Raw genomic sequence first — 24,750 nt, 5'->3', positions numbered from 1 at the left:
AAAGTATGCAAAAATCGGATCGCACGCATTTTATTTTAAGCCCAGGCCGATTGCGCCGCAAAGATGATAATCTATACTTCGATAAATTTAACGACGAGGGCGGAATTTTAACTAGTAAAATTTTGCCGATTAACGCAATTGATGAAATTTATATTTTGGCGCGGGTAGAGCTTGATACTTATGCTATGGCGTTTTTGGCTGATAATAACATTTTGTTGCATATTTTTAGCGCCTATCAGAGCTTCCGTGGCAGTTTTTTCCCGAATACTTCAAATTCTGTAAACAAAAGCGGCTTTGTGCTTTTGGCGCAGCTGCGGGCTTTTGATGATCTTTCTAAGCGCCTTTTTATCGCTCGCGAGATTACTCGCGCTCGCATCTTAAATGCAGCCATTAATTGCAAGGCTTACGGCGTCTCGCTCGATACTGCGCCGCATCTGGATGCTCTAGCGCGCGCCTGCGACATAGCAGCGGTAATGGCGGTGGAAGGCGGCTTTGCCAAGCAGTATTTCGCGGCCTGGAACGAAATCATCGAGGATCAGCGCAGTTTTAAATTTACGACGCGCTCCAAACGCCCGCCGGCAGATAAAATTAATGCCCTCATTAGCTATGTAAATACGCGTATTTATAGCGTCTGCCTCAGCGAAATTTACAAAACCGAGCTTGATCCGCGCATCGGCTTTTTACACGAGCCAAACTACCGTGCGCTAAGTCTGCATCTAGATCTTGCAGAGATTTTTAAGCCTATTTTAGGCGATAGATTAATTTTTGGAATGTTAAACAAGCGCGAGATTACGGCAAAAGATTTTGAAACGGACGCGGGGCGTATTCGATTCGGTCGAGAAGCGGTGCAAAAGATCGAGCTAAAAATGATCGAGAAACTATCATCTTGCGCAAATGTAGCGGGACAGAACCTAACCTGGCGTCAAATCATCCGTCGCGAGGCAAATCAGATTAAAAAATACGTCTGTGAAGGCGTGCCTTACGAGGGGCTGGTATGGCGGTAGGCTGGGGTTTTAAGCTCATTCGTGCTTTTAAAATTTTGACTAGAATCACTTGCGCCTATAGATTGTGCCCTCTTAAGATGCATGTGCTTTTGAAATAAATTTGATCTGAAGCACGGAACGGCGAACGAATTGGCTTTAAAAACGCATATGCTTTTAAAATTTCAGCTTTTTATTATTCACACTTCGATTTTTGAATGTCTTATATTGAGATTTTAACATTTGCACTCACGATACATATAGATAGCGATAAAGTTGCTTTTAAGATTCTGAAATGCCTAATTTTGGGCATTGAGCAATCGGCGCTTTTTTAAATTTAGTCCATTTTAAGGCATAAAAATATATACTCCTAACACTTTCTACCTAGAAAAATGGCAAAATTCGTGCTGTAGAATTCCATCCCGTTGGGAATTGAAACTTCTGTTTTGCGGATATATAGCGCTTCAGTAGCCTTGTAGAATTCCATCCCGTTGGGAATTGAAACTTATTCGGACGACGGCCGCAGAGAAAAGCAAGCGACGGTAGAATTCCATCCCGTTGGGAATTGAAACGATTCCAACTGCCTAAAAATCATCTCAATAACATGTAGAATTCCATCCCGTTGGGAATTGAAACCATCAGAATTCTTGGCAGTATAGAAATAAAAGCTATTGTAGAATTCCATCCCGTTGGGAATTGAAACTAAGCACCAACGATTTGATCTTTGGCATCCTCAAAGTAGAATTCCATCCCGTTGGGAATTGAAACCGATAGTGATTTCGCTACGCAGCATTGTAAGCTCGGTAGAATTCCATCCCGTTGGGAATTGAAACGATTTGAAAGTCAAGGACGTCAATAAAAGAGTATAGTAGAATTCCATCCCGTTGGGAATTGAAACGCGCTTGAGCTTTGCTTATACCGAGCGCTTTTTCTTGGTAGAATTCCATCCCGTTGGGAATTGAAACACACGGCCGCAGCGCGCGCTACGTCGCCTTTAAAGCGTAGAATTCCATCCCGTTGGGAATTGAAACGGTAACACGCCTGAGGTAAAACCGGAACAAAACGAGTAGAATTCCATCCCGTTGGGAATTGAAACTCGCACCGGGGCAATGGCGAGGCGACCCGGTAGGGTAGAATTCCATCCCGTTGGGAATTGAAACCCTCGCTTAAGCCGACCTCCGCCATAACTCCTAGGTAGAATTCCATCCCGTTGGGAATTGAAACACAAGAAAGCCCCGAGTGGCTGGAATATAGAAAAGAGTAGAATTCCATCCCGTTGGGAATTGAAACTCTCTGCCTTACGGCAGCGAGATTTGGGCGCAAGGTAGAATTCCATCCCGTTGGGAATTGAAACTTAGGGCTTTGGGGTATGACGTTTTTGACCCAAACGTAGAATTCCATCCCGTTGGGAATTGAAACTGAAAAATTTAGCAACGATCTGTGCGGTCGTGCTTGTAGAATTCCATCCCGTTGGGAATTGAAACATTATATATTGAATAGCAAATAAAAATATGAAATAAAGTAGAATTCCATCCCGTTGGGAATTGAAACATCTCCTGCGCCTGCGCCGATGAAGTCATAAGCCAAGTAGAATTCCATCCCGTTGGGAATTGAAACTGTGGAGTATTATATTGAAAGCGCCGGCTTGGCTATTGTAGAATTCCATCCCGTTGGGAATTGAAACGGATCACCAAAGGTCTATTCAACTCGCCCGCTAGAGTAGAATTCCATCCCGTTGGGAATTGAAACAATGAGATGGTGCCGTTAAAGTAAGGAAAATAGGGTAGAATTCCATCCCGTTGGGAATTGAAACACGCTCGTTCCCAATGAGTATAAGCGTATAGCCGAGTAGAATTCCATCCCGTTGGGAATTGAAACTAACAATGCTCAAAATAACGCCGAATACACTGCTACAGTAGAATTCCATCCCGTTGGGAATTGAAACGCCAAAAAGGCGACGTGAAGACCGCTAACATTTGGGTAGAATTCCATCCCGTTGGGAATTGAAACTACGTTGTCTTTGCCTCGTTTAGCACCCGGCTTCTGTAGAATTCCATCCCGTTGGGAATTGAAACTCGGCTCTACGCTCATATCGACGCTGCTGATAACGCGTAGAATTCCATCCCGTTGGGAATTGAAACCCCGTTAAGGGAGGGTCAGAGACAAATTTAGACGAGTAGAATTCCATCCCGTTGGGAATTGAAACAACGGCTGCATAAAAAGATATGATGTGTCCTCAAAGTAGAATTCCATCCCGTTGGGAATTGAAACGTGACGCGCGAAGACGATGATAAAATCAAGCAGCACGGTAGAATTCCATCCCGTTGGGAATTGAAACACTGCGGCTCAGATAGCAAACGGCGAGATCAACGGCGTAGAATTCCATCCCGTTGGGAATTGAAACTCAATCCTGCCACTAAAACAAAATTTGTTGATCTGGTAGAATTCCATCCCGTTGGGAATTGAAACACAGGATTTATCGCTTATAAGTAACGAGTATAAGTAGAATTCCATCCCGTTGGGAATTGAAACTGAGGATGTCCGCACCCTAGATGCTACAAAGTATCGCGTAGAATTCCATCCCGTTGGGAATTGAAACTTCGGAGATAAAGGAATTTCTTGCCTCTTTAGAGCACGTAGAATTCCATCCCGTTGGGAATTGAAACAAAGTGGATTGATCGTATGAGTATGATCCATATCGTAGAATTCCATCCCGTTGGGAATTGAAACTATAATTGATACTTTCATATATGGTATACCAGAATTGTAGAATTCCATCCCGTTGGGAATTGAAACCGACTTTTTCACCATAGGCACTACTTTCTACGATATGTAGAATTCCATCCCGTTGGGAATTGAAACAATTTGCATCTGAATTTTGCGCGCTGCCATCCTCGTAGAATTCCATCCCGTTGGGAATTGAAACAGGAAGTACCAAAATCCCCGATGATGCTCTCATCGAGTAGAATTCCATCCCGTTGGGAATTGAAACGGGTTGAAGTTTCATTCACCGGGGTCAAATTTCCAGTAGAATTCCATCCCGTTGGGAATTGAAACCCCTTGATCTTGCCAAGGAATTTGCGATGCTTGAGTAGAATTCCATCCCGTTGGGAATTGAAACACACATCTTGCCGTAGTAGAACCCTCAGCTATTGTAGAATTCCATCCCGTTGGGAATTGAAACGATTTTACAAAAACAATCTTTCAGCGGTTCATCTGAGTAGAATTTCATCCCGTTGGGAATTGAAACTCAGCTCTTGGTGTTTTTAAGGCTTTTTGGGACGTGTAGAATTTCATCCCGTTGGGAATTGAAACACGCTGCTAAGTATCCAATCGATCTTTTCGCCTATGTAGAATTCCATCCCGTTGGGAATTGAAACGCTCCTCTTGCCCGTTTATCTTTTTCATTGAGTTGTGTAGAATTCCATCCCGTTGGGAATTGAAACTTCTGCCACTGCATTTATAGCGTCCCGCAGGAATGTAGAATAATATTTATCCTTTGGGAATTGAAACGCCTAAATGGGCTTATTGCACGATTCGCGTAGGCGGTAGAATTCATCTTGTTGAAATCAAAACGGATTTACGCGATACACCTTTTGCAGCGGAAATGGATAGAATTCTCATCTCGCTATAAAATTTAAAAAGATTAGTTGTGGCTGGGATAAGATACAACATGGGCACTTATGCGAAATTCATTCGGTTTCAATTTGCCCACCAAATATATTAAATTTATGGGTTACTAATGAAATTTTGGAGTCACTCACAAATTAAAATTTTAACGAACTGTATATTTGCCGCAATATAAATAGATTTAAATGCAACTTATTTAGTAGCAAATTCAAAATATTTGTAAAAATGACGCTATGAATCTTAAAAGCTAGGTTAAAGAAAGAATTCCGCATTAATTCCAATTAAATTTACGCTACAAATTTAAGATCATGTGCCAAAGTTAGAATTTAAAATTAAATTAGATGATACCAAAGAGGCAGAAAGATGGAAAAATTTTTATAAAGCAGAATTCGGTAGCATCCTCTGAAACTGCAAAACAAAGAATATCGGCGTGGTCGTCATAAAAAGGAAAAATCATCTAAATTTAATGGATACTACTGCCTTTGCCATATAAAACATAATAATTAAATGCCTCCGCCAATTATTTTTTAAAATTTTTAAAAAATTTCTTCAAAAGCGCCTTATAAAAGATCGCAAATTTCGACTCTTTTTTCTCATAAATCACGCTAAAGACGCCCTGCAGATCCAGCTTTTCTCGCAAAGTAATGTTTTGCACTCTACTCTCCTATAAGTTTTTTTATCTTATGCAGCACAAACGCAGCGTCGTCGATATCGAGCTCGCACAACATCTGGCATATCGCGGTCGCGGCCTGCGGTTTGGTCGTGCCCAAGCGCCAGTCCTGATACGTCCGCATCGACACGCCTAACCTCTGCGCCATCGCGGCGTGCGAGATCTTTTTGCCGTTGTTTTTGGCTTCGACGGCATTGTGCAAAATGTTGAATATATCGCTCGTTTCTAACATATGAAAATTATACAAATTTATTCGTTAATTATACATAAAATCGTATAAAATGAATAAAAATCGTGTTATTCATAAGTAAAAATAGCAAAACACTTCGTTTATCCGTGTGAATTATACAGAATACTGCATAAAATAAACATAAAATTTTATAAAATTTTGCATATTATGCCGTAAAGATGAACCGACTTGCGCAAATAGGTGTCTTATCGATCGGCACATTAAATTTTTAAACCGGGATAGAATGAAATTTTATAATCGAAGCTTTTGGGATTTGATTTTTTGATCGGTTCTGGCAGCAATTACAAACAAGATGGAATTCTACCCTATGCCGAGCCATATCTGCCGGCACAAAGAGCGTTTCAACTTCTAGTGGAATAGAATTCTACGGAAAGGCGGTGAATGCGGGATATGTGAGTTTCGCATTTCAATTCCCGTTGGGAATTGAAACTATGGACGACAGCCGCAGAGAAAAGCAAGCGACGAGGTAGAATTTTCTATTCCACTAGGAATTGAAACGTGATATACTTCATCACGTAGCCCGTGGCGTTGTGTAGAATTCCATCCCATTAGATAGAATTTCAAAGAATCTTGAGGTGCACAATCATAGAATTTAATGCGTTTCTATATATTAGGAAATAAATCCCTAATGAAGCAATTCCTAGCAAGCCTCCCTAGCGAGTAATCTTCATTGGCAAGATTTAGCCCTTTTTCTTATCCTTCTTGTTCTTACGAGAGGGGCTTTCCAGCTTGCGCCAAGCCTCGCTTTTTTGGCTGTCCTCCATTAGCACTATCTCCCTGGCGCCGTTTCGCACGAGGTTTGGATCCACCGCAAGCTCCTTTGCATCGATCTTTTCAGGATAGTCTATGCGCGAGAGGATGCAGCGGAAGGCGTTTAGCCGCGCGATCTTTTTGTCATTGCTATCTAGGATCGTCCACGGCGCAAACTCGGTATTCGAAGCGAGCAGCATCGAGTATTTTGCGAGCGTGTATTGATTCCACAGCTCCTGCGATCTCGCATCCACCGGCGAAAGCTTGTACTGCTTCAGCGGGTCGGTACGGCGCGATTCAAAGCGCCTTTTTTGCTCCTCTTTGGAGACTGAGAAGTAAAATTTAAACAAAATTACCCCCGCACTTACCAAAAGCTCCTCAAATTTAGGCACTTGGCGCAGGAAATCTTTGTGCTCGGCGTGGGTGCAAAAGCCCATCACCGGCTCAACCATCGCGCGGTTGTACCAGCTGCGGTCAAATATCGTGATCTCGCCGCCGCTGGGTAGGTGCGCGACGTAGCGCTGAAAGTACCACTGCGTCTTTTCGACGTTGCTCGGCTTTTCGAGCGCCACGATGCGGCATCCGCGCGGGTTTAGATGCTCGGTTAAACGCTTTATCGTGCCGCCTTTGCCCGCTGCGTCGCGTCCCTCCATCAAAATCAAAATTTTTAGTCCCTTCTCTTTTACGAATTTTTGCAGCTTCAAAAGCTCGATCTGATATCTTTCAAGCAGCGTTTCGTAGTCTTTGAACGAGATTTTTTCGTACTTTGAGCTTTTAAATTCTATCTCTTTCAGTGCTATTTCGCCTGTTTCGGTTTTGATCTCTTTGCTCATATCGCCTCCTAAAAATTTTAAGGAATTTTACAAAAAAGTTCTTTATATTACACTATAAATTCATACTTATTACGTTAGAATGTAGGAAAAAATTTCAAAGGATAAAATTTGATCAGATCACTTATTTTGGCAGCGTTTCTTCTTTTAGGCTTGGGCGCCGAGCCCCTGAAACCCTCCGATGCGTTCAAGCTTAACGCGGCGGCGCAAAGCGATGGCGTAACGCTAAGCTTTGATATCGCGGACGGGGTCTATCTCTATCAAAACGAGATAAAAATTTTCATTGGCGGCGCGGAGGTAACGAATTTAATAAATTTGCCCGCCGCGACCGAATACAAGGATTATAAAATTTACGAGGGCAAATTTAGTATCGCCGTGCCTTTGGGCCTCGTGCTTGCAAATGCCGCAGACAGCGATGATTTCGTACTTAACGGCGATTTTTTGGGCTGCACGAAGTCGGGCTTTTGCTATCAGCCGCAGCAGTTCGGCTTTAGCTTCAAGCGCGTGGTGGAGGGCTATGAGATCAGCAAAATTTCAAACTCCGAGCTGAAAAGATACCGAAGCGGCGTAAATTTCGCGCAGATTTCTGCCGCAGACAGCGCGCAGAGCGGGGCTGTAAATTTTAAAAGCAATACTACAGCAGCGGGCGCAGAGACAGATTCCATGGCGGACTCTCACGTAGTGGGAAATTCCGCGGCAAGCTCGGCGGAAAGCGCTGCTTTAAATTCCGACGAAACCTCCGCGCAAAAAACTTCTCGCGGCGCAAATTCCATCTCCGAACAGGATAAAATTTTAAACGTTCTTAGCGGCAAAAGCTTCATCGCCGCGATCGCGCTGTTTTTCGGCTACGGCGTGCTGCTCTCGCTAAGTCCTTGCGTCTATCCGCTCATCCCGATCCTCTCGTCGATCATCGTGGCGAAAACTTCCTCGAAGCCGAGCGCGAAAAAAAGCCTCGCCGTAAGTCTCGCGTATATTTTCGGGATGGCGAGCTCGTATGCGATTTTAGGGGCATTCGTGGCGGTTTTCGGGCAAAATTTACAGGGCCTGCTGCAAACTCCGCCCGCGCTGATTTTAACCTCGCTCATATTCGCCGCGCTCGCGTTTTCTATGTTTGGATTTTATGAGATCCGCTTGCCTGCGCGCTTTCAAAGCTTCTTAAATAGCAAAAGCGAAAATGCTGGCGGCCTGATCGGAGTTTTTTCGATGGGGCTTATCTCGGCGCTCGTCGTATCGCCGTGCATATCCGCTCCGCTTGCGGGCGCGCTCGTTTACATTGCGGGCAGCGGCGATGTCCTGCTAGGTGCGGCGGCTCTTTTTGCGCTGGGACTCGGAAGCGGCGCGCTACTGCTTGTGGTGGGGCTCGGCGGCGCACTACCTAGACCAGGAGCTTGGATGGAGGCGGTGCCTAAAATTTTTGGCTTTTTGCTGCTTTTTACGGCGGTGTGGATTTCGCGCACGCTCATCGGCGAAAATTTAAGCCTGCTGATTTATGCGGTTTTAGGCGCGATCTTCGCAGGATTTTTAGGACTGTTTGACGGCGGCGCGGGCGGGATAAAGCGCGCTTTGGCCCTTGTAATCGCGCTATATTCGGCGCTGTTACTCGCGGGCTTTGCCAGCGGCGCAAAAGATTTTTCCAGGCCGCTTGGTAATTTGATCCCGCAAAGCACGAGATATTCCAGCGGCGGCTTGGGCGGCGAGAGCTTGCAAGCGAGCGAATTTTCTCGCGCTAAAAATTTAAGCGGCGCGCATTTTTCGTTTGTGCGCGATCTTGCGCAGCTGCGGGGCGAAATAGAAAATTCCAAAAAGCCGGTGATAGTCGATTTTTGGGCTAGCTGGTGCAAAAATTGCGAGCAGAGCGAGCGAGCGTTCGCAGATCCCGCTCTTGCGGGCGCTCTTGATAAATTTAGCCTTTTTAAGATCGATCTTAGCGAAGATAGCGAGCAAAATAGGGCGATAAAAGCGCATTTCAACGTATTCGGCCCGCCTACGATTCTGTTTTTTAAAGAGGGCGCCGAGATTGCGAGCCTGCGCCAGATCGGCAGTGTAAATTCTGAAAAGCTGGCTGAGATTTTAAGCGAAATTTAGTGAAATTTAGATAGATTTCAAACAAAATTTAGTTTTAAGGATTGCGCGATGATAAGCAAAAATAGGGCTACGAAAGAGACCAAAATCGAGCTTGAGCTGGAGCTTTACGGGCGCGGCGCAGCGCAGATACAAACTGGCATCGGTTTTTTCGATCATATGCTTAGCGCGTTTGCCAAGCACGCGTGGATCGATCTGAACCTGCGCTGCGAGGGCGATTTGCAGGTCGATTTTCATCACAGCGTCGAGGACTGCGGCATCGTGCTCGGAAGCGCGATCAAAGAGGCGATCTATCCCGCGCAAAACATCGAGCGCTTCGGCGATAGCGTCGTCGTGATGGACGAAGCCGCCGTAAGCGCCGCGCTTGATTTTTCCAACCGCGCGTTTTTGGTATTTGATTGCCCAAGCCTGAAGCGCGGCAAGATCGGCGAATTCGATGCCGAGCTAGTGGAGGAATTTTTCCGCGCTCTGGCTTTTAACGCAAATTTAACGCTGCATCTAAGCCAGATCCGAGGCGAAAATCTGCACCACGTAGCAGAAGCCGCATTTAAGGCGTTCGCAGTCGCTTTTCGTCGTGCCGTAAGTATCAACGAGCGCGCCGGCGTGCCTAGCACCAAGGGCGTTTTATAGCGGCAAATGCGCGCTAAATTTAGTAAATTTGGCAATTCACGGTTTTGAAATTTTATCGACGTTTGAAATTTTACTTTCGCCGCCGCTTGAAATTTGCAAAATTTCGCCATTGCTCTGGCAAAGCGCGCCGCTTTATTAAGATCGCTTACGCTGGCGGTGCATTTGCGTCCGCCGCGAAAACCACGAACTATGCTATATGAAATTTCGTACCGCCAGAGCGCTAAAATGTCGCTTTGCATATTAAAATTTAAAGGTAAAAGATGAATAATTTCGGATCGCTTATGGAGATTTTAAATGTGCTGTTTTTGATCTGCTTTGTTTGGCTTATCGTGTGTTTGATTAAATTTATCAGATCAAAAGACGATCCGGAGCGCCATAAAAGAGATAGAAAATTTCTAATCATTTCGACGATTGCGTTTTTGTGCACCCTTACTCCGCTGGTATATTTTGAGTGGCTGCCGGATCTATTTATCTCGATCTCGGTTTTGATCGCGCTGCCGATAATTTCGTTTATTTTCCTCATCGTGTATTTAATAAAATTTATTAAATCCGCTAAAAGCGCGCCCGAGCAGCGCAGAAAGATTAGAAATCTCCTGATTCTCTCTGCGTTTTTATTCATAATCTTTTCAGCCGCCTTAATGGGCTTTTTATGGCTGCTTAACAGCGCTCTTTCGCATATGTGAGGCATAAATGAGCGATGAAATTTTTCAAAAAACGATCGCAGTAATAATTACGGCGTGGGCGATCAGCGTTTGCGCGCTAACCGCAGCGGCGCTGTATCTGCAGAGCAAATGCTCGATCATCTCATATATCGCAAACGGAAACTAAGATGAAGCGTGCAATTATCGCCATTTTTCTGGTGTTTATCTTAGCGGCTTTCGATTTTGCGTTTTACCGCCTCGTCGTGAAGCGATACGTAAATCAAAGCAGCGCCGAGATGCAGGCCAAATCGATCGAGCTGCATAAATTTCTGCCGTTTGAGCAGGGCTCGCAGATCGTGCGGGTTAGCTCTAGCTTAAAACTTAGCGGCGATCTGCCGATAATCGACGGAGCAGCGGCTTTGTATCCCGTCTTTTCGGCATTCGTCGCGGCGAGCTATCCGAAGGAAAGCGTGGAATTTGACGGGCAAAATTTCACGAGTGCTAGCAGGCTTAAATTTAGCAATACCCGCGGCGCGTACAAGGCCATAAGCGACGGCGAGGCGGATCTTATTTTCGTCGCAGCCCCTTCGAAGCAGCAGCTTGATTATGCGCGCGAAAAGGGGGCAAACTTGCGCTTCGTGCCGATTGGGCTGGAGGCGTTCGTCTTTATCGTAAATGCAAATAACAAAGTTTCAAGCTTAAGCTTGGATCAGGTGCGAGGAATTTATTCGGGGCAATATAGCGACTGGTCGCAGCTCGGCGGAGAGCGCATGCGAATAGATGCCGTGCAGCGAAACGCGGGCAGCGGCAGCCAGAGCGCGTTTTTGAAATTTATGGGCAAGACGCAGCCTAAGCGCAAGATCACGGGCTTTTTCGGCAGCGCGATCGGCTTTTCGTTTCGATACTACGTCGAGGGGATCGTACGAAACGGCGGCGTTAAGATGCTTAGCCTAAACGGCGCGTATCCGAACAAAGAAAATATCTCTAGCCGCAAATACCCGCTCGTAGCCGAAATTTACGCGGTTTACGATGAAAACAACAAAAACGAAAATATCCGCATCTTGATAGATTGGATCCTTTCGCCGCAGGGGCAAAGCATCATCGAAAATAGCGGCTACGTGCCGATTAAAGGCTAAGATCGCAGCTTAAATTTATACGGCGTTTGCCAAAAATTCAGCCAAATTTCGTTAAAATCACAAAATTTCAAAAAACGGAAAACGAAGTGATAAAGATCATATTTTTAGACGTAGACGGTTGCCTTAGCGACGGCGGGCTGTACCATTCAAATAGCGGCGAAGAGATGAAGAAATTTAACGTAAAAGACGGATTCGGCATCCAGGAGTGGCAACGGCTGGGGCTAAAGGTCGCGATCATCACCGGCAAAAGCTCGCAAATCGTCGCAAACCGTGCGCGCGAGCTAAAGATCGATACGCTCTTTCAAGGCGAAAAAGACAAGTTCGCAAGGGCGGAGCAAATTTTAAAAAATTTTAATCTAAGCTTCGATGAGGCCGCCGCGATCGGCGATGATATAAACGACGCGAAGCTTTTAAATGCGGTCGCGATCAGCTTCAAGCCCGCCGATGCGCTAAGCTCGCTAAAAGCGGACATCGCGCTAAGCAAAAACGGCGGCTGCGGCGCGGTGCGCGAGATGATCGAAATACTCGTCGATAAAAACGGCATGCGCGAAGAGTGGAATAGCAAATGGCTGTAGTTTTGCAAGCGCGCGTGAGAATGCCTGCAAGAGGCGAAATTCCGCGCAGATCAAAGAGGACCGAGCGATGGTGATAAAAATTTTCTACGTCGCGATTGCGATCTTTTGCGTCGCGATGGTGTTTCTAAGCGTGCAGACGCCGTATTTTAGCGATATGTTTAGGCAGGATCTAAGCATTGCGAATATGGAGATGAAAAAGATCGTCGATTATCAGATCGGCGAGCGCGTGGATGCTAAATTTACCGCTGAGAGCGGCACGCGCTATAAGGATCGCGACGAGTTTAAAAATTTCAAAGCCGAGGAGATTGGCGCGGATCTGAATCACACCTTGGTTTCAAAAACCGCGACGCGCGCCGGCGAGCTGATAAAATTTAACGGCGACGCGCATTACGTAAACAGTAGAGGCTTTGATTACACGGCGCAGGAGATCATCTACGATACGAGCAGCAAGATCGTCCGCTCCGACGTGCCGTACGTGTTGCGCCAAGGCGGCGACCGCATTACGGGCGCAAGCATCAGCTACGACACCAAAACCAAACAAACAAACTCAAAAGGAATCCACGCATGGTATTTAATAAAAGATCAAAACTCCACAAACTAATATTCGCAGCCGCGCTAATTGCGGGCTTTGGCGCGACTACTCTTAGCGCCGCGCAGGAGCAGGTCGAGGTCACGGCGGATAATTTTTTCGCCGACGAGATCAAGCAGATCAGCGTGCTGACGGGCAACGTCCGTATCAAAAAGGGCGCTTATGATACGCTAAATTCCGACAAAGTGACGATCTACTTCGACGCCAAACGCCAGCCTACTAAATATGTCGCGATCGGAAACGCAAATTTTAAAATTTTACTCAATCAGAAGCATTACGACGGCAAGGGCGGCGTGCTGACCTACGATCCGACTATCGAGGCCTACACGCTCGAAAATAACGCCTATCTGCACGAGGCCGAGACTAAAAAGGAGGTTTACGGCGATAAGATCATCGTAAATCGCCAAAAAGGCACCTACGAAGTAAAAAGCGGCGGCGGCGAGAAAAAGCCCGTGCGTCTGATCTTTCAGATAGAAGATCAAAACAAATGATCTATCCTAGCAGCGCGCAGTTTATCACCTCCGCCGCAAATATCACGGGTGCGCCCGAGTTTGCGATGAGCGAAGTGGCGTTTTTGGGGCGTTCCAACGTCGGCAAAAGCAGCCTGATAAACGCGCTTACCGGGCGCAAAAATCTAGCCAAATCAAGCTCGACGCCTGGTAAAACGCAGCTGATAAATTTTTTCGAAGTTAAATTTAAACAAAAACTTGCCGCAAGCGCGGACGGCTCGCAAAATGAAACGTCGCCCGATCTAGCAAGCAAAGAGGCTTTAAGCTTGGCTGCAAATTGCGCGCAAGATCGCGCGGACGCTGCGGTGTCTGAGCGAAATTTAAAGCAAGATTTCGTTTTAAATTTAAAAAGCGCCTCGGCGGATTTTAGATCGGATCGCGAGACAGATCTTGCGGCGGGTTTCGCGCTGAATTCCGCGCAAAACTCCGAATTAAATTTTACAGGTAGATCCGCGCTAAGCTTAGCGGGCAACCCCGCCTTTTCGGATCTTGCTAGCTTGGGGGAAAATATCTCTTTGATCTTCGTGGATCTGCCGGGGTTTGGATACGCTAAGGTTTCTAAAAAACTGCATTATATCTGGCAAAAAAATCTCGACGAATTTATCAAAGAACGCCTAAATATCAAGCTTTTCGTCCATCTCATCGACGCGAGGCAGTTTGATCTTACGATAGATAAAAATTTGCAAAACTATCTCGCTAGTTTTCTGCGCGGCGATCAAAAGGTCGTGAGGCTCTACACCAAAGCCGACAAGCTCAACCAAAGCGAGCGCGCAAAGCTTTTGAGGCACGATCCGCAGGCGATTTTGGTCTCTACGCTAAAGGGCGGCGGGCTGCAAAAAGCGCGCGAGATCATCGTGCGCAGGGCGTTTGGATTATGAAATTTCTAAATTTAAATACTCAAAATTTCGCGGCGCAGAATTTCAAAATAATTAAATTTAGCGGATATAAAATGCACCGCGAAAATTGCGCGAAGATTAGGGAAAATTTTAGATGATACGGCTAAAAAAAGCGCGCCTTTGCGACATTTCGCGTATGCAGGAGCTCGTAAAAGAGGAGGTGCAAAACGGCGTGATCTTGCCGCTTGAAAGCGATGAGATAGCTGCCAATATCCGCTCATACGTGCTGGCGTTCGGTTGTGATTCTAAGGCGGATAGGAGTTTTGATTCCAAGGAAAATTTGAGTTTTGATTCTAAACAAAATTCCGATTCAAATTTAGCCAGGAATTCCGATTTAAATTTAGCGCGCAATGCCGATTTAAATTTAATTCAAAGCTCCGCCGCAAATTTTGCCAAAAATTCTACTGAAAATTCCGCCGAAAATGCTGCGGGTAATTTTGCGCCGCAACGAGCTACGCCGCAAAGCGAAGCACAGGCCGTATCCGAGGTGGGGCGCGCGCAAGCGGGCAAAGAGCAAATTTTACGGAGCGAATATTCGCAAGAAGCGAGCGTTTTTCAAACCGAACGTTCGCAGCCCTGCGAATCGCAGTCCGTAAAAAATGCCGAAATTTTAGCGGGCTTTGCTTCGCTTAAAATTTTTAACGCCGATCTTGCCGAGGTACGCTCGCTCATCGTCGCTCCGCAGTTTCGCAGGCAGGGCATTGCCAGAGCTATCGTAAACGAGCTGCTCGGTGAAGCGAAATTTTACGGGCTAAAAAGCGTATTTACACTCACCTATCAAAAGGAATTTTTCGAGCGGCTGGGGTTTACCGAAATCCCAAAGGATGAGCTACCCGCGCAAAAAATTTGGGCCGATTGTATTAAATGTAAAAAGTTTCCGGTATGCAACGAAATCGCACTTATCTATACCTTATAGCGGACACGCTTTTTAGCGCGGGAGTTCTTTTCTACCTGCTTCTAAGTGCGGTGTATAGGGGGCTGCCGCCACTGATTGGATTTTTTTTCACGGCGATGGTGGTGCAAAAATATGAAAACGACGTAAAATTTAAAAAGTTCGGCTTTACCTGGTTTTTCTCTATTTTTTATCTGTTTTGCGCCGAGCAGATCCACGGATTTAACCTATTTAGCGTGGCTATCGCGTATTGTATATTTTATTTCGTGGTCTATGAAAACTCGTTTAAATATATTAAATTTAGAAATTTTTTGATCTGCTTTTACGTGATGATTAGCTATGTTTTGGTCTTTGTGGTGAGCAACGCGATCTCTGCGATCAAAAAGAGCGAGTATCTGCCACTAAGCGGCGAGTATTTAAATTACATCGTGATTGAAATTTTGCTTGCTCTGCTCTTTTTTAAGGGGCGGCTGGTATGAGGCTGAAGTTTGTATTCGTATTCGTGATACTATTTTTTAGCATGCTTTTGGTTAGAATTTATTATCTTTCGATCAAATCAAACGAATTCTACGAGCAGGTCGCCAAAAACAATGTCATCTCCACCGAATACATCCCGCCGGTGCGCGGTCAAATTTTAGACGCCAAAGGCCGCCCGCTCGCGATAAACAATCTCGGCTTTTCGCTATCCATCGCGCCGCATCTAAAAGACGACGCGCTGCAAAGCGAGCTAAATAATATCTCGCGCTACTTCAAAGATCTCAATGTCACCGCGATGAGCAAGAGCTACAAGGACGCAAATTCCGCTTACAACCAAGATTTTATCGAAGTCGTGCCGTTTCTGGACTACAACGCCACGATAGAGCATTTCGCGAGCTTGAGCCTGCACGAAAATATCAAAATTTCGCCCGCTTCGCAGCGCTTCTATCCTTACGGCGCGCTTGCCTCGCACATCATCGGCTACGTAGGCCGCGCCAATAAAAAGGATATCCAAAGTAACCCCCTAAGCGCGCTTACCGGATACAACGGCAGAAGCGGCGTCGAGGGGTATTATAACGAGCTTTTGCAGGGCAGCAAGGGCGAGCGCAAGACGAAGGTTACGGCGCTAAATCAGGTCGTAGAGGAGATCTCGATGCAGGAGCCCAGCAGCAGCGAAATTTCTCTTACCATCGATCTTGAGCTGCAAAAATACCTCGAGGAAATTTTTAAAGATAAAGACGGCGTAGCGATCGTGATGGATCTGCGCGACGGCGCTATCATCGCGGCGGGCAGCTTTCCCGAGTATGATCTGAACACCTTCGTGGGCGGAATTTCACAGGCGCAGTGGGACGAGCTGATAAAAGACCCGCGCCATCCGTTTACGAATAAGCTCGTAAACGGCCTCTATCCGCCGGGCTCTGTAATCAAGATGGCAGTGGGGATGAGCTTTTTAAACAGCGGCAAGATCAACGAAAATTGGAGCGTGTTTTGCAGCGGCGCGATAGAGCTTGGAGGGCGAAAATTTCGCTGCTGGAAGAGTTGGGGTCACGGCCGCGTAAGCCTAGTAGAGGCGATCAAGGGCAGCTGCGACGTGTATTTTTACGAAGGCTCACTGCTGGTGGGGATCGACTATATGTCCGCGTATCTGCAGCGCATGGGTTTTGGTAGCAAAACGGGCGTCGATCTGCCCAATGAGTTTGTAGGCACGATGCCTAATAAGGCCTGGAAAATGCAGAAATTTAAGCGCGCGTGGTATCAGGGCGAGACGGTCAATGCCTCGATCGGCCAGGGCGACGTGCTCGTCACCCCTATGCAGGTGGCTAAAAACACCGCTCAGATCGCCGCAGGCAAGGCTATCACGCCGCATTTTTTAAAAAGCATCGACGGCAAGCCGGTGGAATTTGCCCCTACCGAGCTTTTCACGCCGAAAGAAAAGGCGCAGCTGCCGCTCGTGCGACGCGGTATGTATGAGGTCGGCAACAACCCTGACGGAGGCACTGCCTACAAGCTCATCCATACCGCAGTAGTCCCTCTAGCGGTCAAGACCGGCACCGCGCAGGTCGTAGGCATCTCGCAGACCACCAAAAAGCGAATGAAAGAAGCCGATATGGACTACTTCCACCGCTCGCACGCTTGGATGACGAGCTTTGGTCCTTACGACAAGCCGCAATATGCCGTAACCGTGCTCGTAGAACACGGCGGCGGAGGCGGAAGCGCGGCAGGTCCCGTGATAATGCAAATCTACGAAAAGCTCGTCCAGATGGGCTACATCGACGCCAACGCAACGACTAGCAAAGACAGCGCAAAGAAAACGAAGTAGAGTAGAATTTTAAAATTATAAAATTTTAGAATTCTACTCGTGCTTTGCTTGCTTTAAATTTTAAAATTTAGAAAGCCTTTGCGGGCTTTAAATTTTGAAATTTACCCCGCTTCCGTAAGTCTGAAATTTTAAAATTTCATGTAGGTTAGAGGTATAGAATTTTATCTTGCTATTGCGAGTTTGAAATTCCAAGCGGTGCGGAGGCTTTGAAATTTAGAATTTTACCCGTCCTTCGCAGATTTTAAATTTTAAAATTTAGAGTAGCAAAAGACCTTGAAATTGGGTAGGGCAAAGCGATTTTAAATTTTAAATACATTATATATTAGCGCGCAGGCGGATATAAATATATCGTGGTATAATCCGAGAATTAAATTTTAAGGAGTCGAGAATGGCGTTTGTTGCGGAATATATTTCGAAAGAGGACTTGGAGAAATATGATATTATAAATCGTGTAGATCAGTGCTTGGCAAAATATCATTATAATCCACAAAAACCCTATCAAATAAAGTGGTTGAATTGGGTCATAGACAGGCAAAGAGATATTTGGCTTATTTTTGTTTGTAGCTCGCATCTGCCTGATCCAAGAGACGGATATACCGGAGAGATGATTTGGTTGCTTTATTATAAAGGTAGAGAAATCGAGCTTGATATTAGACGGGTCTATGACGAAACCACAAGTAAAATGCTAGTCGATAATCCATTTTTTATCAAATATAAGCTAGAAAATATAAATTCTAGTATTGACGGAATTTTGTTAGATGAACTTTATGGCGTCTTGAATGAGGCTTTAAAAGAATATGGTAGTCGTGGAATTGGCGGTAGAAAATTTCTACCAAAAGAACACCAGATTGTAACATTTTTACACGATTGAGAAAGGATAAAAAAATGACGCGAGAACAATAAGCAAGGTGAAAATTATAAAGTCACGCTTATAGATGCAAGAAAAAGGATAAATAGTTTTTTATCCGATCAGAATTCAGCTCGGTAAATTTTAAAATTTAGCGCAGCCAAGGCTTAAATTTGATGAGAGATCATGACAAAGAGTTTTGAAAGTGCCAAAATGAACGCGATATAAAATTCAAATTGATCTTAAAAGCTATAAATTAGGGGCTAGGGTGATAAAAGAGTTCATTAAAAAATGTTTTGAGCCAAAAGGGTGAGGATTTTATTCTGGATCGCCTTGCCCATTTTTACTATAGACTGCTTGGGCGTTATATTTGCCAGCATAGATGCGGTTTTTTTGGCGGAATATAGAGGTTATGATATCGCGCATCCGTTTTCTATCGTTTTAAAAGCTTTTGAACTAACGTGGCACGAAGAGGCGAGCGATAGGGAAAGCGATATTTTCGGCGCTATGATATGTATCTATTTTGCGCGACGGTGATTTTGCCTCTAATCATCTGCTGCTTTGCATTTTCCAAAATAAAGGCTTTTATTCTGCTAGATAAAATATCCGGTGCATCTACATTTTTTATAAGTCTATTTTATACTTATTCGCTAGCTGTGATAATCCTAACAAGAGCCGATTTGACTTGGTTGGGTCATCTGTTTGATCGCTCAAATTTTAATTTTAACATAATGATTATAAGCGCTTTATCATCGCTAATAATCGCGTCTGCAACGGTTTTTATTCTAAAAAGAAGAGATAAAATTTAATGTGGATAAGTTTATGAGACCATCTTTTTAGCTAAATTTTGCGTAAATTAATACGTAAAATTTAACGAATAGAGCTTGAGAAATGGAAATTTAAAAGGGGTAAATTTTGAAATAATCTTAAAATTTACCTCCGTTTCAGATTTAAAATTTTAAGTTTCGAGGTTTGGAATTTCGATCATCGACTTCGAATTTTAAAATTCTAATCCTGCCCGCCTTTTTAAATTTTATAATCTAAAATCCTCGTGTTTTGAATCACGCAGCTTGAAGTCGCTGCTTCTTAAATTTAAAATTCTAAGCTCTGGGATGCGGAACCCTGCTCGATAAAATTTTAAAACTTCAAGTCTAGAATTTAATTTGATAAAAATTTTATCAGGCAGAATTTGGCTCTAAATTCTATAGAATGCTACTATGGGAGAGGGAAAATGAGATTTTAAATAGAGTATTTCAATTCCCAACGGGATGGAATTCTACGTGGCGATCGACTTTTGCGGGTCGGTATCCAGCAGGTTTCAATTCCCAACGGGATGGAATTCTACTCAAACACAGTATCTCCGTCGAGTGAGTGCTTTAAGTTTCAATTCCCAACGGGATGGAATTCTACCAGAGGTTAAGTCCTCTCGCCTTGACACATCTGCCTGTTTCAATTCCCAACGGGATGGAATTCTACTCAAGGTCAATTTTAAGATGAATGAGAAGCAATAGTTTCAATTCCCAACGGGATGGAATTCTACTATGCGCCGATCCTATCATGGCGCAAAATACCAAGTTTCAATTCCTAAGGAGAAGATTATTCGCCCAATTTATATTAATAAAGTGTTTTAGATTCACCTCGCCAAATTTACTCCACCGAAGCGCGGAATTTACCCCGCAGGATAAATTCCGCCGAGTTTTACTTCACTCTCTTTATTTCGATTTCGCCGTCATGCGCGCCGATTTCGATCCGATCGCCCGTTTTGATCTCGTCGCTTAGGATCATATCGGCGATCTTGTCCTCCACTAGATCGTAAAGCGCCCTGCGCAGCGGCCTCGCGCCGTATTCGATATCAAAGCCCGCCGAGGCAATGAGCTTTTTGGCATTTTCGCTTAGGCTCGCGTTAATACCGCGATTTGCGAGCGTTTTTTGCAGACTCTTAAACATAATGCCCACGATTTTTATAAGATCGTCTTCGCTTAGGGCATTGAAGATCACGATATCGTCCAAGCGGTTGATAAATTCGGGCTTGAAATAATTCTTCAGCTCGCTCTTTACCGCTTCCTCTCGCTCGGCAAGCGCGATTTCGCGCGGCTTGTCTGCATTTTTGGCGTCAAGCTCCATAATCTTAGCCGAGCCGATATTGCTCGTTAGGATGATGATCGTGTTTTTGAAATCGACCGTAACGCCCTTGTTGTCGGTCGCGCGTCCGTCGTCTAAAATTCCAAGCAGGATGTTAAAAACGTCCTTGTGCGCCTTTTCGATCTCATCAAAAAGCAGTACCGAGTAGGGCTTTCTGCGCACCGCTTCGGTAAGCTGTCCGCCCTCATCATAGCCCACGTATCCAGGAGGCGCGCCGAGCAAGCGCGAAACGCTGTGTTTTTCCATATACTCGCTCATATCAAAGCGGATCATCGCTCGCTCATCGTCGAATAAAAACCTCGCTAAACTCTTTGCGCTCTCGGTCTTGCCGACGCCGGTAGGGCCTAGAAACAAAAAGCTTCCGATCGGGCGGTTTTCGTTTACGAGTCCCGCTTTGTTGCGCTTGACGGCGCGAGCGATGGCGTGCAACGCCTCATCCTGCCCCACGACGCTCTCTTTTAGATGCTCCTCGATGTGGAGGAATTTCTCCTTTTCGGAGGAGAGCATTTTGCTTACCGAGATGCCCGTCCATTTGCTTAAAATTTCAGCCACGCTCTCTTCGTCCACGCGGTTTCGCAAAAGCACGCCGTTTTCTTTCATCGCGTCCCATTTCGCCTCAAGCTCCTTGACCTTTGCCTGCGCGGCGGGGATCTTGCCGTATTCGATCTCGGCGGCCTTGCTAAGATCGCCGTTGCGTCTTGCTAGGCTAGCTTCGTTTTTAAGGCTATCGATTGCTTTTTTCTCCTCGCTGATGCCGCCGAATACGGACTTTTCGTTTTCAAATTTAGCCTGAAGCGCGTTTTTCTGCTCGGTTAAATTTTCGATCTCTTTATCGATCTGCGCGAGCCTCTCGTCGTTTTTGCCGTCATCCTCCATCTTAAGGGCTTCCTTTTCGACCTGAAGCGTGAGGATGTCGCGCTTGGCCTTGGCAAGCTCGTTTGGCTCGCTTTCGATCTGCATTTTAAGCTCCGCCGCCGCTTCGTCAATGAGATCGATCGCCTTATCGGGCAGAAATCGATCGCTGATGTAGCGGTCGCTTAGCCTTGCAGCCGCCACAAGCGCGCTATCAGTGATGGTGACGTTGTGATGCACCTCTAGCCGCTCCTTTATGCCGCGCAGGATCGCCGTAGCCTCGCTCACGCTAGGTTCCGCGACCGTCACGGGCTGGAAGCGGCGCTGAAGCGCAGCGTCTTTTTCAAAATACTTTCGGTACTCTTTCAGCGTCGTAGCGCCGATTGCGTGCAGTTCGCCGCGCGCAAGGGCGGGCTTTAGGATATTGGCGGCATCCATAGAGCCTTCGCTTGCGCCTGCGCCTACGATGGTGTGAATTTCATCGATGAAAAGCACGACATTCGCGGCTTTTACGACCTCGTTTATGACGGCTTTGAGCCTATCTTCAAACTCGCCGCGGTACTTCGCGCCCGCAATCAGCGCACTCATATCAAGCGCGATGACGCGTTTGTTTTGTAGGCTGAGCGGTACCTCTTTTTTTGCGATCAGCTGAGCAAGACCCTCGACGACCGCGGTTTTTCCCACGCCCGGCTCCCCGAGTAGGATAGGGTTGTTTTTCGTCTTACGGATTAAAATTTGCATCATTCGCGAGATCACCTCGTCGCGGCCGATGACCGGATCGAGCTCGCCCGCGATTGCCTTAGCGGTGAGATCAACGCCGAATTTACTAAGCGCCTCAAGCGTCTCGTCGGCGGTTTGCGAATCGATACTTTTGCCGCCGCGAAGCGCCTCAAGCTCCTTTTTGATCTCGCTAAGATCTGCAAATTTAGACAGAATTTTCTTTAGCGGATCTGCGTTTAAATTTGCGATCAGCCAGGTGTCTACGGCGATAAATTTATCGCCAGAGCTCGTCATCAGCCCCTTTGCGAGCTCTAGCGAGTTCATCAGCTCGCGCGAAATACGCACGTTTTCCTTCGTGACGTTTGAGCTGGTCGGCAAATTTGAAATTTCGCTTTTGATCTCGAGCTCGACTGCGGTCTTTTCGATACTAAATTTATTAAAAATTTGATTTAGCACCGAGCCGCTGTCGGCTACCAAAGCCCAAAGCATGTGCAATACGCCCACTTCGCTATTTTTGGAATGGATCGCCAAAGAAACGCTGCTTTCGAGCAAAGAGCGCATTTTGTCGGTTAGAATTTCAATAGTTTCGTTCATAAATTTTCTCCTAAAGTTGAAGTTGATCGCATTATATAACTTTAGTGTGTTTATGTCAAGGTTTTTTAGTGAGATTTTAAAATTTTCGGCTTAAATTTATTCGTAAACGCGCAAATTTCGTATGAAATTTACCTTATTTTTAGCCAATTTTCTATAAAATTCACTCCATTTTACTTTCAAGGATAAACTTTGCGACAAAAACACCTCTTTTTCGGCTTGGGATTCATATTTTCTCTATTTTTAGGCGTTAGTTTTTTTACCGGAAATTTACAAGCCAGAGAGGTCAATGCGACTAAAAAACCAGACAGCGAAAAAACGCGTCTGGAGGCGCTAGCTAAGCTTACCAAAACGCTTGCGATCGTCGAAAACAATTATGTTGATGAGATGACATTCTCGGAGCTTGTGGACAAGACGATCTCGGGGCTTATGAATAACCTCGACGCGCACTCAAGCTATATGGACGAAAAGGCGTTTAACGATACGAAAGTCCAGACTGAGGGCGAGTTCGGTGGGCTTGGAATTCAGGTGGGTATGAAAGACGGCGCTCTGACCGTCATCTCGCCTATCGAGGGGACTCCTGCCGATAAAAAGGGCATTCAGGCTAACGATGTGATCTTGCGTATCGACGGCAACGCGACCTTCGGCATCACGATCGACGATGCGGTCTCAAAAATGCGCGGTAAGCCGAAAACTAAAATCACTCTAACGATCGTGCGCAAAGGTGTTAGCAAGCCTTTCGACGTCGAGATTATCCGCGACATAATCAAAGTGGAATCGGTTTACGCCAAGATGATCGAGGATGATAAAATTTTATATCTGCGCGTTACAAATTTCGATCAGCACGTGGTGGCGGACGCGAGCAAATTTATAAAAGAGCATAGAGACGCCAAGGGCATTATTTTGGATCTGCGAAACAACCCGGGCGGGCTTTTGGATCAGGCGATTGGGCTTGTGAATTTATTCGTCAGCAAAGGGCTTATCGTCTCTCAAAAAGGGCGTGCGAAAAACGAAACCGAGGCGCATAACGCCGATCCTAAAAAGAAGATCACCGATCTACCGCTTGTGGTTTTGGTTAATGGCGGCAGCGCAAGCGCGAGCGAGATCGTAAGCGGCTCGCTTCAGGATCTAAAGCGCGCCGTGTTGGTTGGTGAAAAAACTTTTGGTAAGGGAAGCGTGCAGGTGATCCTCCCGATCGAGGATAAAGAAGCCTTGCGACTAACCATAGCGCGTTACTATCTATCAAGCGGCCGCACTATCCAAGCGGTGGGCGTGACGCCTGATCTCATAGTGGCGCCGGGCAAGGTGCCGAGCCGCGACGAGGATGAATTTTCGCTAAAAGAAGCTGATCTTAAAAAGCACCTGCAAGGTGAGTTAGCCAAGGTCGAGACCAAGAAAAAAGATGCTCAGAAAAAGGATGAGAAAAGTTTCATCACAGCGGAGCAGATTAATAACGATATCCAGTTAAAAACCGCAATAGACGCGATAAAAATTCTAAACATCAAGTAAGGAGAGTGTGATGCAAGCTACCAAAAAAGAGCTTATCTACGAAGGCAAGGGCAAAAAGATGTGGTCGGTTAACGAAAGTGACGACCTTTTAATCTCGGAATTTAAAGATTCGCTGACGGCGTTTAACGGCGTCAAAAAAGCCGAAGAGAGCGGCAAAGGCGCGCTGAATTGTAAAATTTCGACGCTGATTTTTGATTTGCTTAAAAAGCACGGCATCGCCACCGCGCTTGTTGATACGATCAGTCCGACCGAGCAGCTCGTGAAAAAATGTAAAATTTTCCCTCTGGAGATCATCGCTCGCAATATCGCCACCGGCTCGCTTACAAAGCGCCTAGGCATCAAAGAGGGCACGAAGCTTCCGTTTACGCTGGTGGAGTTTTGCTATAAAGACGACGAGCTGGGCGATCCGATCCTAAACGACGAGCATTGCTTGCTGCTTGGCGCCGTAAAGAGCCAAAGCGAGCTTGACGAGCTCAAAAAGATCGCGCGCAAGATCAATGAAATCTTGATTAAATTTTTCGATGAGCGAAATTTAAAGCTCGTGGATTTCAAAATCGAGCTTGGCAGAGATAAGGACGGCAATATCCTGCTTGCAGATGAGATCAGCCCCGATAGCTGCCGCTTTTGGGACAAACAAACCGACAAAAAGCTCGATAAGGACGTATTCAGACAGGATCTCGGTAGCGTAAAAGTGGCCTACGAAGAGGTCTTGCGTAGAATTTTAGGATAAGCG

The 24,750-nt window shown here is 45.8% G+C and carries 20 protein-coding genes, 1 pseudogene and 2 CRISPR repeat arrays; of the genes and pseudogenes, 17 read left to right on the top strand and 4 right to left on the bottom strand.

What is annotated here, in order from left to right; genetic code table 11:
- Window positions 1-5 precede the first annotated feature (5 nt).
- Entirely contained in the window at window positions 6-1,004 is a 999-nt protein-coding gene (cas1, locus tag Q0101_RS03620; RefSeq protein WP_297942407.1) for a CRISPR-associated endonuclease Cas1, read from the top strand.
- A gap of 385 nt (window positions 1,005-1,389) precedes the next feature.
- Window positions 1,390-4,493: a CRISPR direct-repeat array (repeat unit 30 nt; unit sequence GTAGAATTCCATCCCGTTGGGAATTGAAAC).
- A 637-nt stretch (window positions 4,494-5,130) separates the two neighbouring features.
- Here the strand turns inward: cas1 and Q0101_RS03615 are convergent.
- The 3 genes from Q0101_RS03615 to ppk2 form a co-directional block, all read right to left on the bottom strand.
- Window positions 5,131-5,265 (bottom strand): hypothetical protein, encoded by a 135-nt coding sequence (locus Q0101_RS03615; RefSeq protein WP_297942405.1) that lies wholly within the window; start codon window positions 5,263-5,265, stop codon window positions 5,131-5,133.
- Window position 5,266: 1 nt separating this feature from the next.
- The gene (locus Q0101_RS03610; protein WP_297942489.1) at window positions 5,267-5,512 is read right to left on the bottom strand and encodes an XRE family transcriptional regulator; all 246 of its coding nucleotides are present in this window, start codon (window positions 5,510-5,512) and stop codon (window positions 5,267-5,269) included.
- Window positions 5,513-6,210: 698 nt separating this feature from the next.
- Window positions 6,211-7,113, bottom strand: a complete 903-nt coding sequence (ppk2, locus tag Q0101_RS03605; protein ID WP_297942403.1) for a polyphosphate kinase 2 — start codon at window positions 7,111-7,113, stop codon at window positions 6,211-6,213.
- 108 nt (window positions 7,114-7,221) lie between these two features.
- Here ppk2 and dsbD point away from each other — a divergent pair, with 108 nt between their 5' ends.
- The 14 genes and pseudogenes from dsbD (at window position 7,222) to Q0101_RS03530 (ending at window position 18,740) form a co-directional block, all read left to right on the top strand.
- Window positions 7,222-9,195 (top strand): protein-disulfide reductase DsbD, encoded by a 1,974-nt coding sequence (dsbD, locus tag Q0101_RS03600; RefSeq protein WP_297942401.1) that lies wholly within the window; start codon window positions 7,222-7,224, stop codon window positions 9,193-9,195.
- A gap of 48 nt (window positions 9,196-9,243) precedes the next feature.
- Entirely contained in the window at window positions 9,244-9,822 is a 579-nt protein-coding gene (hisB, locus tag Q0101_RS03595) for an imidazoleglycerol-phosphate dehydratase HisB (RefSeq protein WP_297942399.1), read from the top strand.
- A 260-nt stretch (window positions 9,823-10,082) separates the two neighbouring features.
- Window positions 10,083-10,505, top strand: coding sequence for a hypothetical protein (locus Q0101_RS03590; protein ID WP_297942397.1), 423 nt, complete (start codon window positions 10,083-10,085; stop codon window positions 10,503-10,505).
- 7 nt (window positions 10,506-10,512) lie between these two features.
- Entirely contained in the window at window positions 10,513-10,650 is a 138-nt protein-coding gene (locus tag Q0101_RS03585; RefSeq protein WP_297896117.1) for a hypothetical protein, read from the top strand.
- Window position 10,651: 1 nt separating this feature from the next.
- Complete coding sequence (locus Q0101_RS03580; protein ID WP_297942395.1) at window positions 10,652-11,599, top strand: substrate-binding domain-containing protein; 948 nt, start codon at window positions 10,652-10,654, stop codon at window positions 11,597-11,599.
- A gap of 86 nt (window positions 11,600-11,685) precedes the next feature.
- Complete coding sequence (locus tag Q0101_RS03575) at window positions 11,686-12,174, top strand: HAD family hydrolase (RefSeq protein ID WP_297942394.1); 489 nt, start codon at window positions 11,686-11,688, stop codon at window positions 12,172-12,174.
- Between the two features lie 67 nt (window positions 12,175-12,241).
- A complete protein-coding gene (gene lptC, locus Q0101_RS03570; RefSeq protein ID WP_297942391.1) occupies window positions 12,242-12,775 on the top strand; it encodes an LPS export ABC transporter periplasmic protein LptC in 534 nt (177 codons plus the stop codon).
- The gene (gene lptA, locus Q0101_RS03565; RefSeq protein ID WP_297942389.1) at window positions 12,739-13,254 is read left to right on the top strand and encodes a lipopolysaccharide transport periplasmic protein LptA; all 516 of its coding nucleotides are present in this window, start codon (window positions 12,739-12,741) and stop codon (window positions 13,252-13,254) included. The genes lptC and lptA overlap by 37 nt, the downstream gene beginning before the upstream one ends.
- A pseudogene (locus Q0101_RS10690) lies at window positions 13,251-13,463 on the top strand (GTPase); the annotation flags it as partial. The gene lptA and the pseudogene Q0101_RS10690, both read left to right, overlap by 4 nt.
- Before the next feature lie 799 nt (window positions 13,464-14,262).
- Window positions 14,263-15,084: a GNAT family N-acetyltransferase gene (locus Q0101_RS03550; RefSeq protein WP_366939393.1), complete on the top strand. Its 822-nt coding sequence runs from the start codon at window positions 14,263-14,265 to the stop codon at window positions 15,082-15,084.
- Window positions 15,051-15,539 (top strand): hypothetical protein, encoded by a 489-nt coding sequence (locus Q0101_RS03545; protein WP_297880117.1) that lies wholly within the window; start codon window positions 15,051-15,053, stop codon window positions 15,537-15,539. The genes Q0101_RS03550 and Q0101_RS03545 overlap by 34 nt, the downstream gene beginning before the upstream one ends.
- Window positions 15,536-17,356 (top strand): penicillin-binding protein 2, encoded by a 1,821-nt coding sequence (mrdA, locus tag Q0101_RS03540; RefSeq protein WP_297942385.1) that lies wholly within the window; start codon window positions 15,536-15,538, stop codon window positions 17,354-17,356. Before Q0101_RS03545 ends, mrdA begins: the two co-directional genes overlap by 4 nt.
- 388 nt (window positions 17,357-17,744) lie before the next feature.
- On the top strand, window positions 17,745-18,227 hold the full coding sequence (locus tag Q0101_RS03535; RefSeq protein ID WP_297942382.1) for a hypothetical protein: 483 nt from the start codon (window positions 17,745-17,747) through the stop codon (window positions 18,225-18,227).
- A gap of 285 nt (window positions 18,228-18,512) precedes the next feature.
- Complete coding sequence (locus Q0101_RS03530; RefSeq protein ID WP_297942380.1) at window positions 18,513-18,740, top strand: hypothetical protein; 228 nt, start codon at window positions 18,513-18,515, stop codon at window positions 18,738-18,740.
- Between the two features lie 713 nt (window positions 18,741-19,453).
- Window positions 19,454-19,807: a CRISPR direct-repeat array (repeat unit 30 nt; unit sequence GTTTCAATTCCCAACGGGATGGAATTCTAC).
- 94 nt (window positions 19,808-19,901) lie between these two features.
- Here the strand turns inward: Q0101_RS03530 and Q0101_RS03525 are convergent.
- The gene (locus Q0101_RS03525; RefSeq protein WP_297942378.1) at window positions 19,902-22,511 is read right to left on the bottom strand and encodes an AAA family ATPase; all 2,610 of its coding nucleotides are present in this window, start codon (window positions 22,509-22,511) and stop codon (window positions 19,902-19,904) included.
- A 216-nt stretch (window positions 22,512-22,727) separates the two neighbouring features.
- Here Q0101_RS03525 and Q0101_RS03520 point away from each other — a divergent pair, with 216 nt between their 5' ends.
- Both Q0101_RS03520 and purC read left to right on the top strand, forming a co-directional pair.
- The gene (locus tag Q0101_RS03520) at window positions 22,728-24,017 is read left to right on the top strand and encodes a S41 family peptidase (protein ID WP_297942485.1); all 1,290 of its coding nucleotides are present in this window, start codon (window positions 22,728-22,730) and stop codon (window positions 24,015-24,017) included.
- Between the two features lie 10 nt (window positions 24,018-24,027).
- Window positions 24,028-24,747: a phosphoribosylaminoimidazolesuccinocarboxamide synthase gene (purC, locus tag Q0101_RS03515; RefSeq protein WP_297942377.1), complete on the top strand. Its 720-nt coding sequence runs from the start codon at window positions 24,028-24,030 to the stop codon at window positions 24,745-24,747.
- Window positions 24,748-24,750: the final 3 nt, after the last annotated feature.

The organism is uncultured Campylobacter sp., assembly GCF_937921625.1.
GTDB lineage: Bacteria > Campylobacterota > Campylobacteria > Campylobacterales > Campylobacteraceae > Campylobacter_B.
This window is presented reverse-complemented; position numbering and strand designations above follow the sequence as displayed.

Excerpts from the sequence above, each read along its gene's own strand:
- Q0101_RS03585 (WP_297896117.1), top strand. The coding sequence starts at position 10,513 with ATGAGCGATGAAATTTTTCAAAAAACGATCGCAGTAATAATTACGGCG.
- ppk2 (WP_297942403.1), bottom strand. The coding sequence starts at position 7,113 with ATGAGCAAAGAGATCAAAACCGAAACAGGCGAAATAGCACTGAAAGAG.
- lptC (WP_297942391.1), top strand. The coding sequence starts at position 12,242 with ATGGTGATAAAAATTTTCTACGTCGCGATTGCGATCTTTTGCGTCGCG.
- Q0101_RS03535 (WP_297942382.1), top strand. The coding sequence starts at position 17,745 with ATGGCGTTTGTTGCGGAATATATTTCGAAAGAGGACTTGGAGAAATAT.
- Q0101_RS03550 (WP_366939393.1), top strand. The coding sequence starts at position 14,263 with ATGATACGGCTAAAAAAAGCGCGCCTTTGCGACATTTCGCGTATGCAG.
- hisB (WP_297942399.1), top strand. The coding sequence starts at position 9,244 with ATGATAAGCAAAAATAGGGCTACGAAAGAGACCAAAATCGAGCTTGAG.
- cas1 (WP_297942407.1), top strand. The coding sequence starts at position 6 with ATGCAAAAATCGGATCGCACGCATTTTATTTTAAGCCCAGGCCGATTG.
- mrdA (WP_297942385.1), top strand. The coding sequence starts at position 15,536 with ATGAGGCTGAAGTTTGTATTCGTATTCGTGATACTATTTTTTAGCATG.
- lptA (WP_297942389.1), top strand. The coding sequence starts at position 12,739 with ATGGTATTTAATAAAAGATCAAAACTCCACAAACTAATATTCGCAGCC.
- purC (WP_297942377.1), top strand. The coding sequence starts at position 24,028 with ATGCAAGCTACCAAAAAAGAGCTTATCTACGAAGGCAAGGGCAAAAAG.
- Q0101_RS03590 (WP_297942397.1), top strand. The coding sequence starts at position 10,083 with ATGAATAATTTCGGATCGCTTATGGAGATTTTAAATGTGCTGTTTTTG.
- Q0101_RS03545 (WP_297880117.1), top strand. The coding sequence starts at position 15,051 with ATGCAACGAAATCGCACTTATCTATACCTTATAGCGGACACGCTTTTT.
- Q0101_RS03580 (WP_297942395.1), top strand. The coding sequence starts at position 10,652 with ATGAAGCGTGCAATTATCGCCATTTTTCTGGTGTTTATCTTAGCGGCT.
- Q0101_RS03525 (WP_297942378.1), bottom strand. The coding sequence starts at position 22,511 with ATGAACGAAACTATTGAAATTCTAACCGACAAAATGCGCTCTTTGCTC.
- Q0101_RS03610 (WP_297942489.1), bottom strand. The coding sequence starts at position 5,512 with ATGTTAGAAACGAGCGATATATTCAACATTTTGCACAATGCCGTCGAA.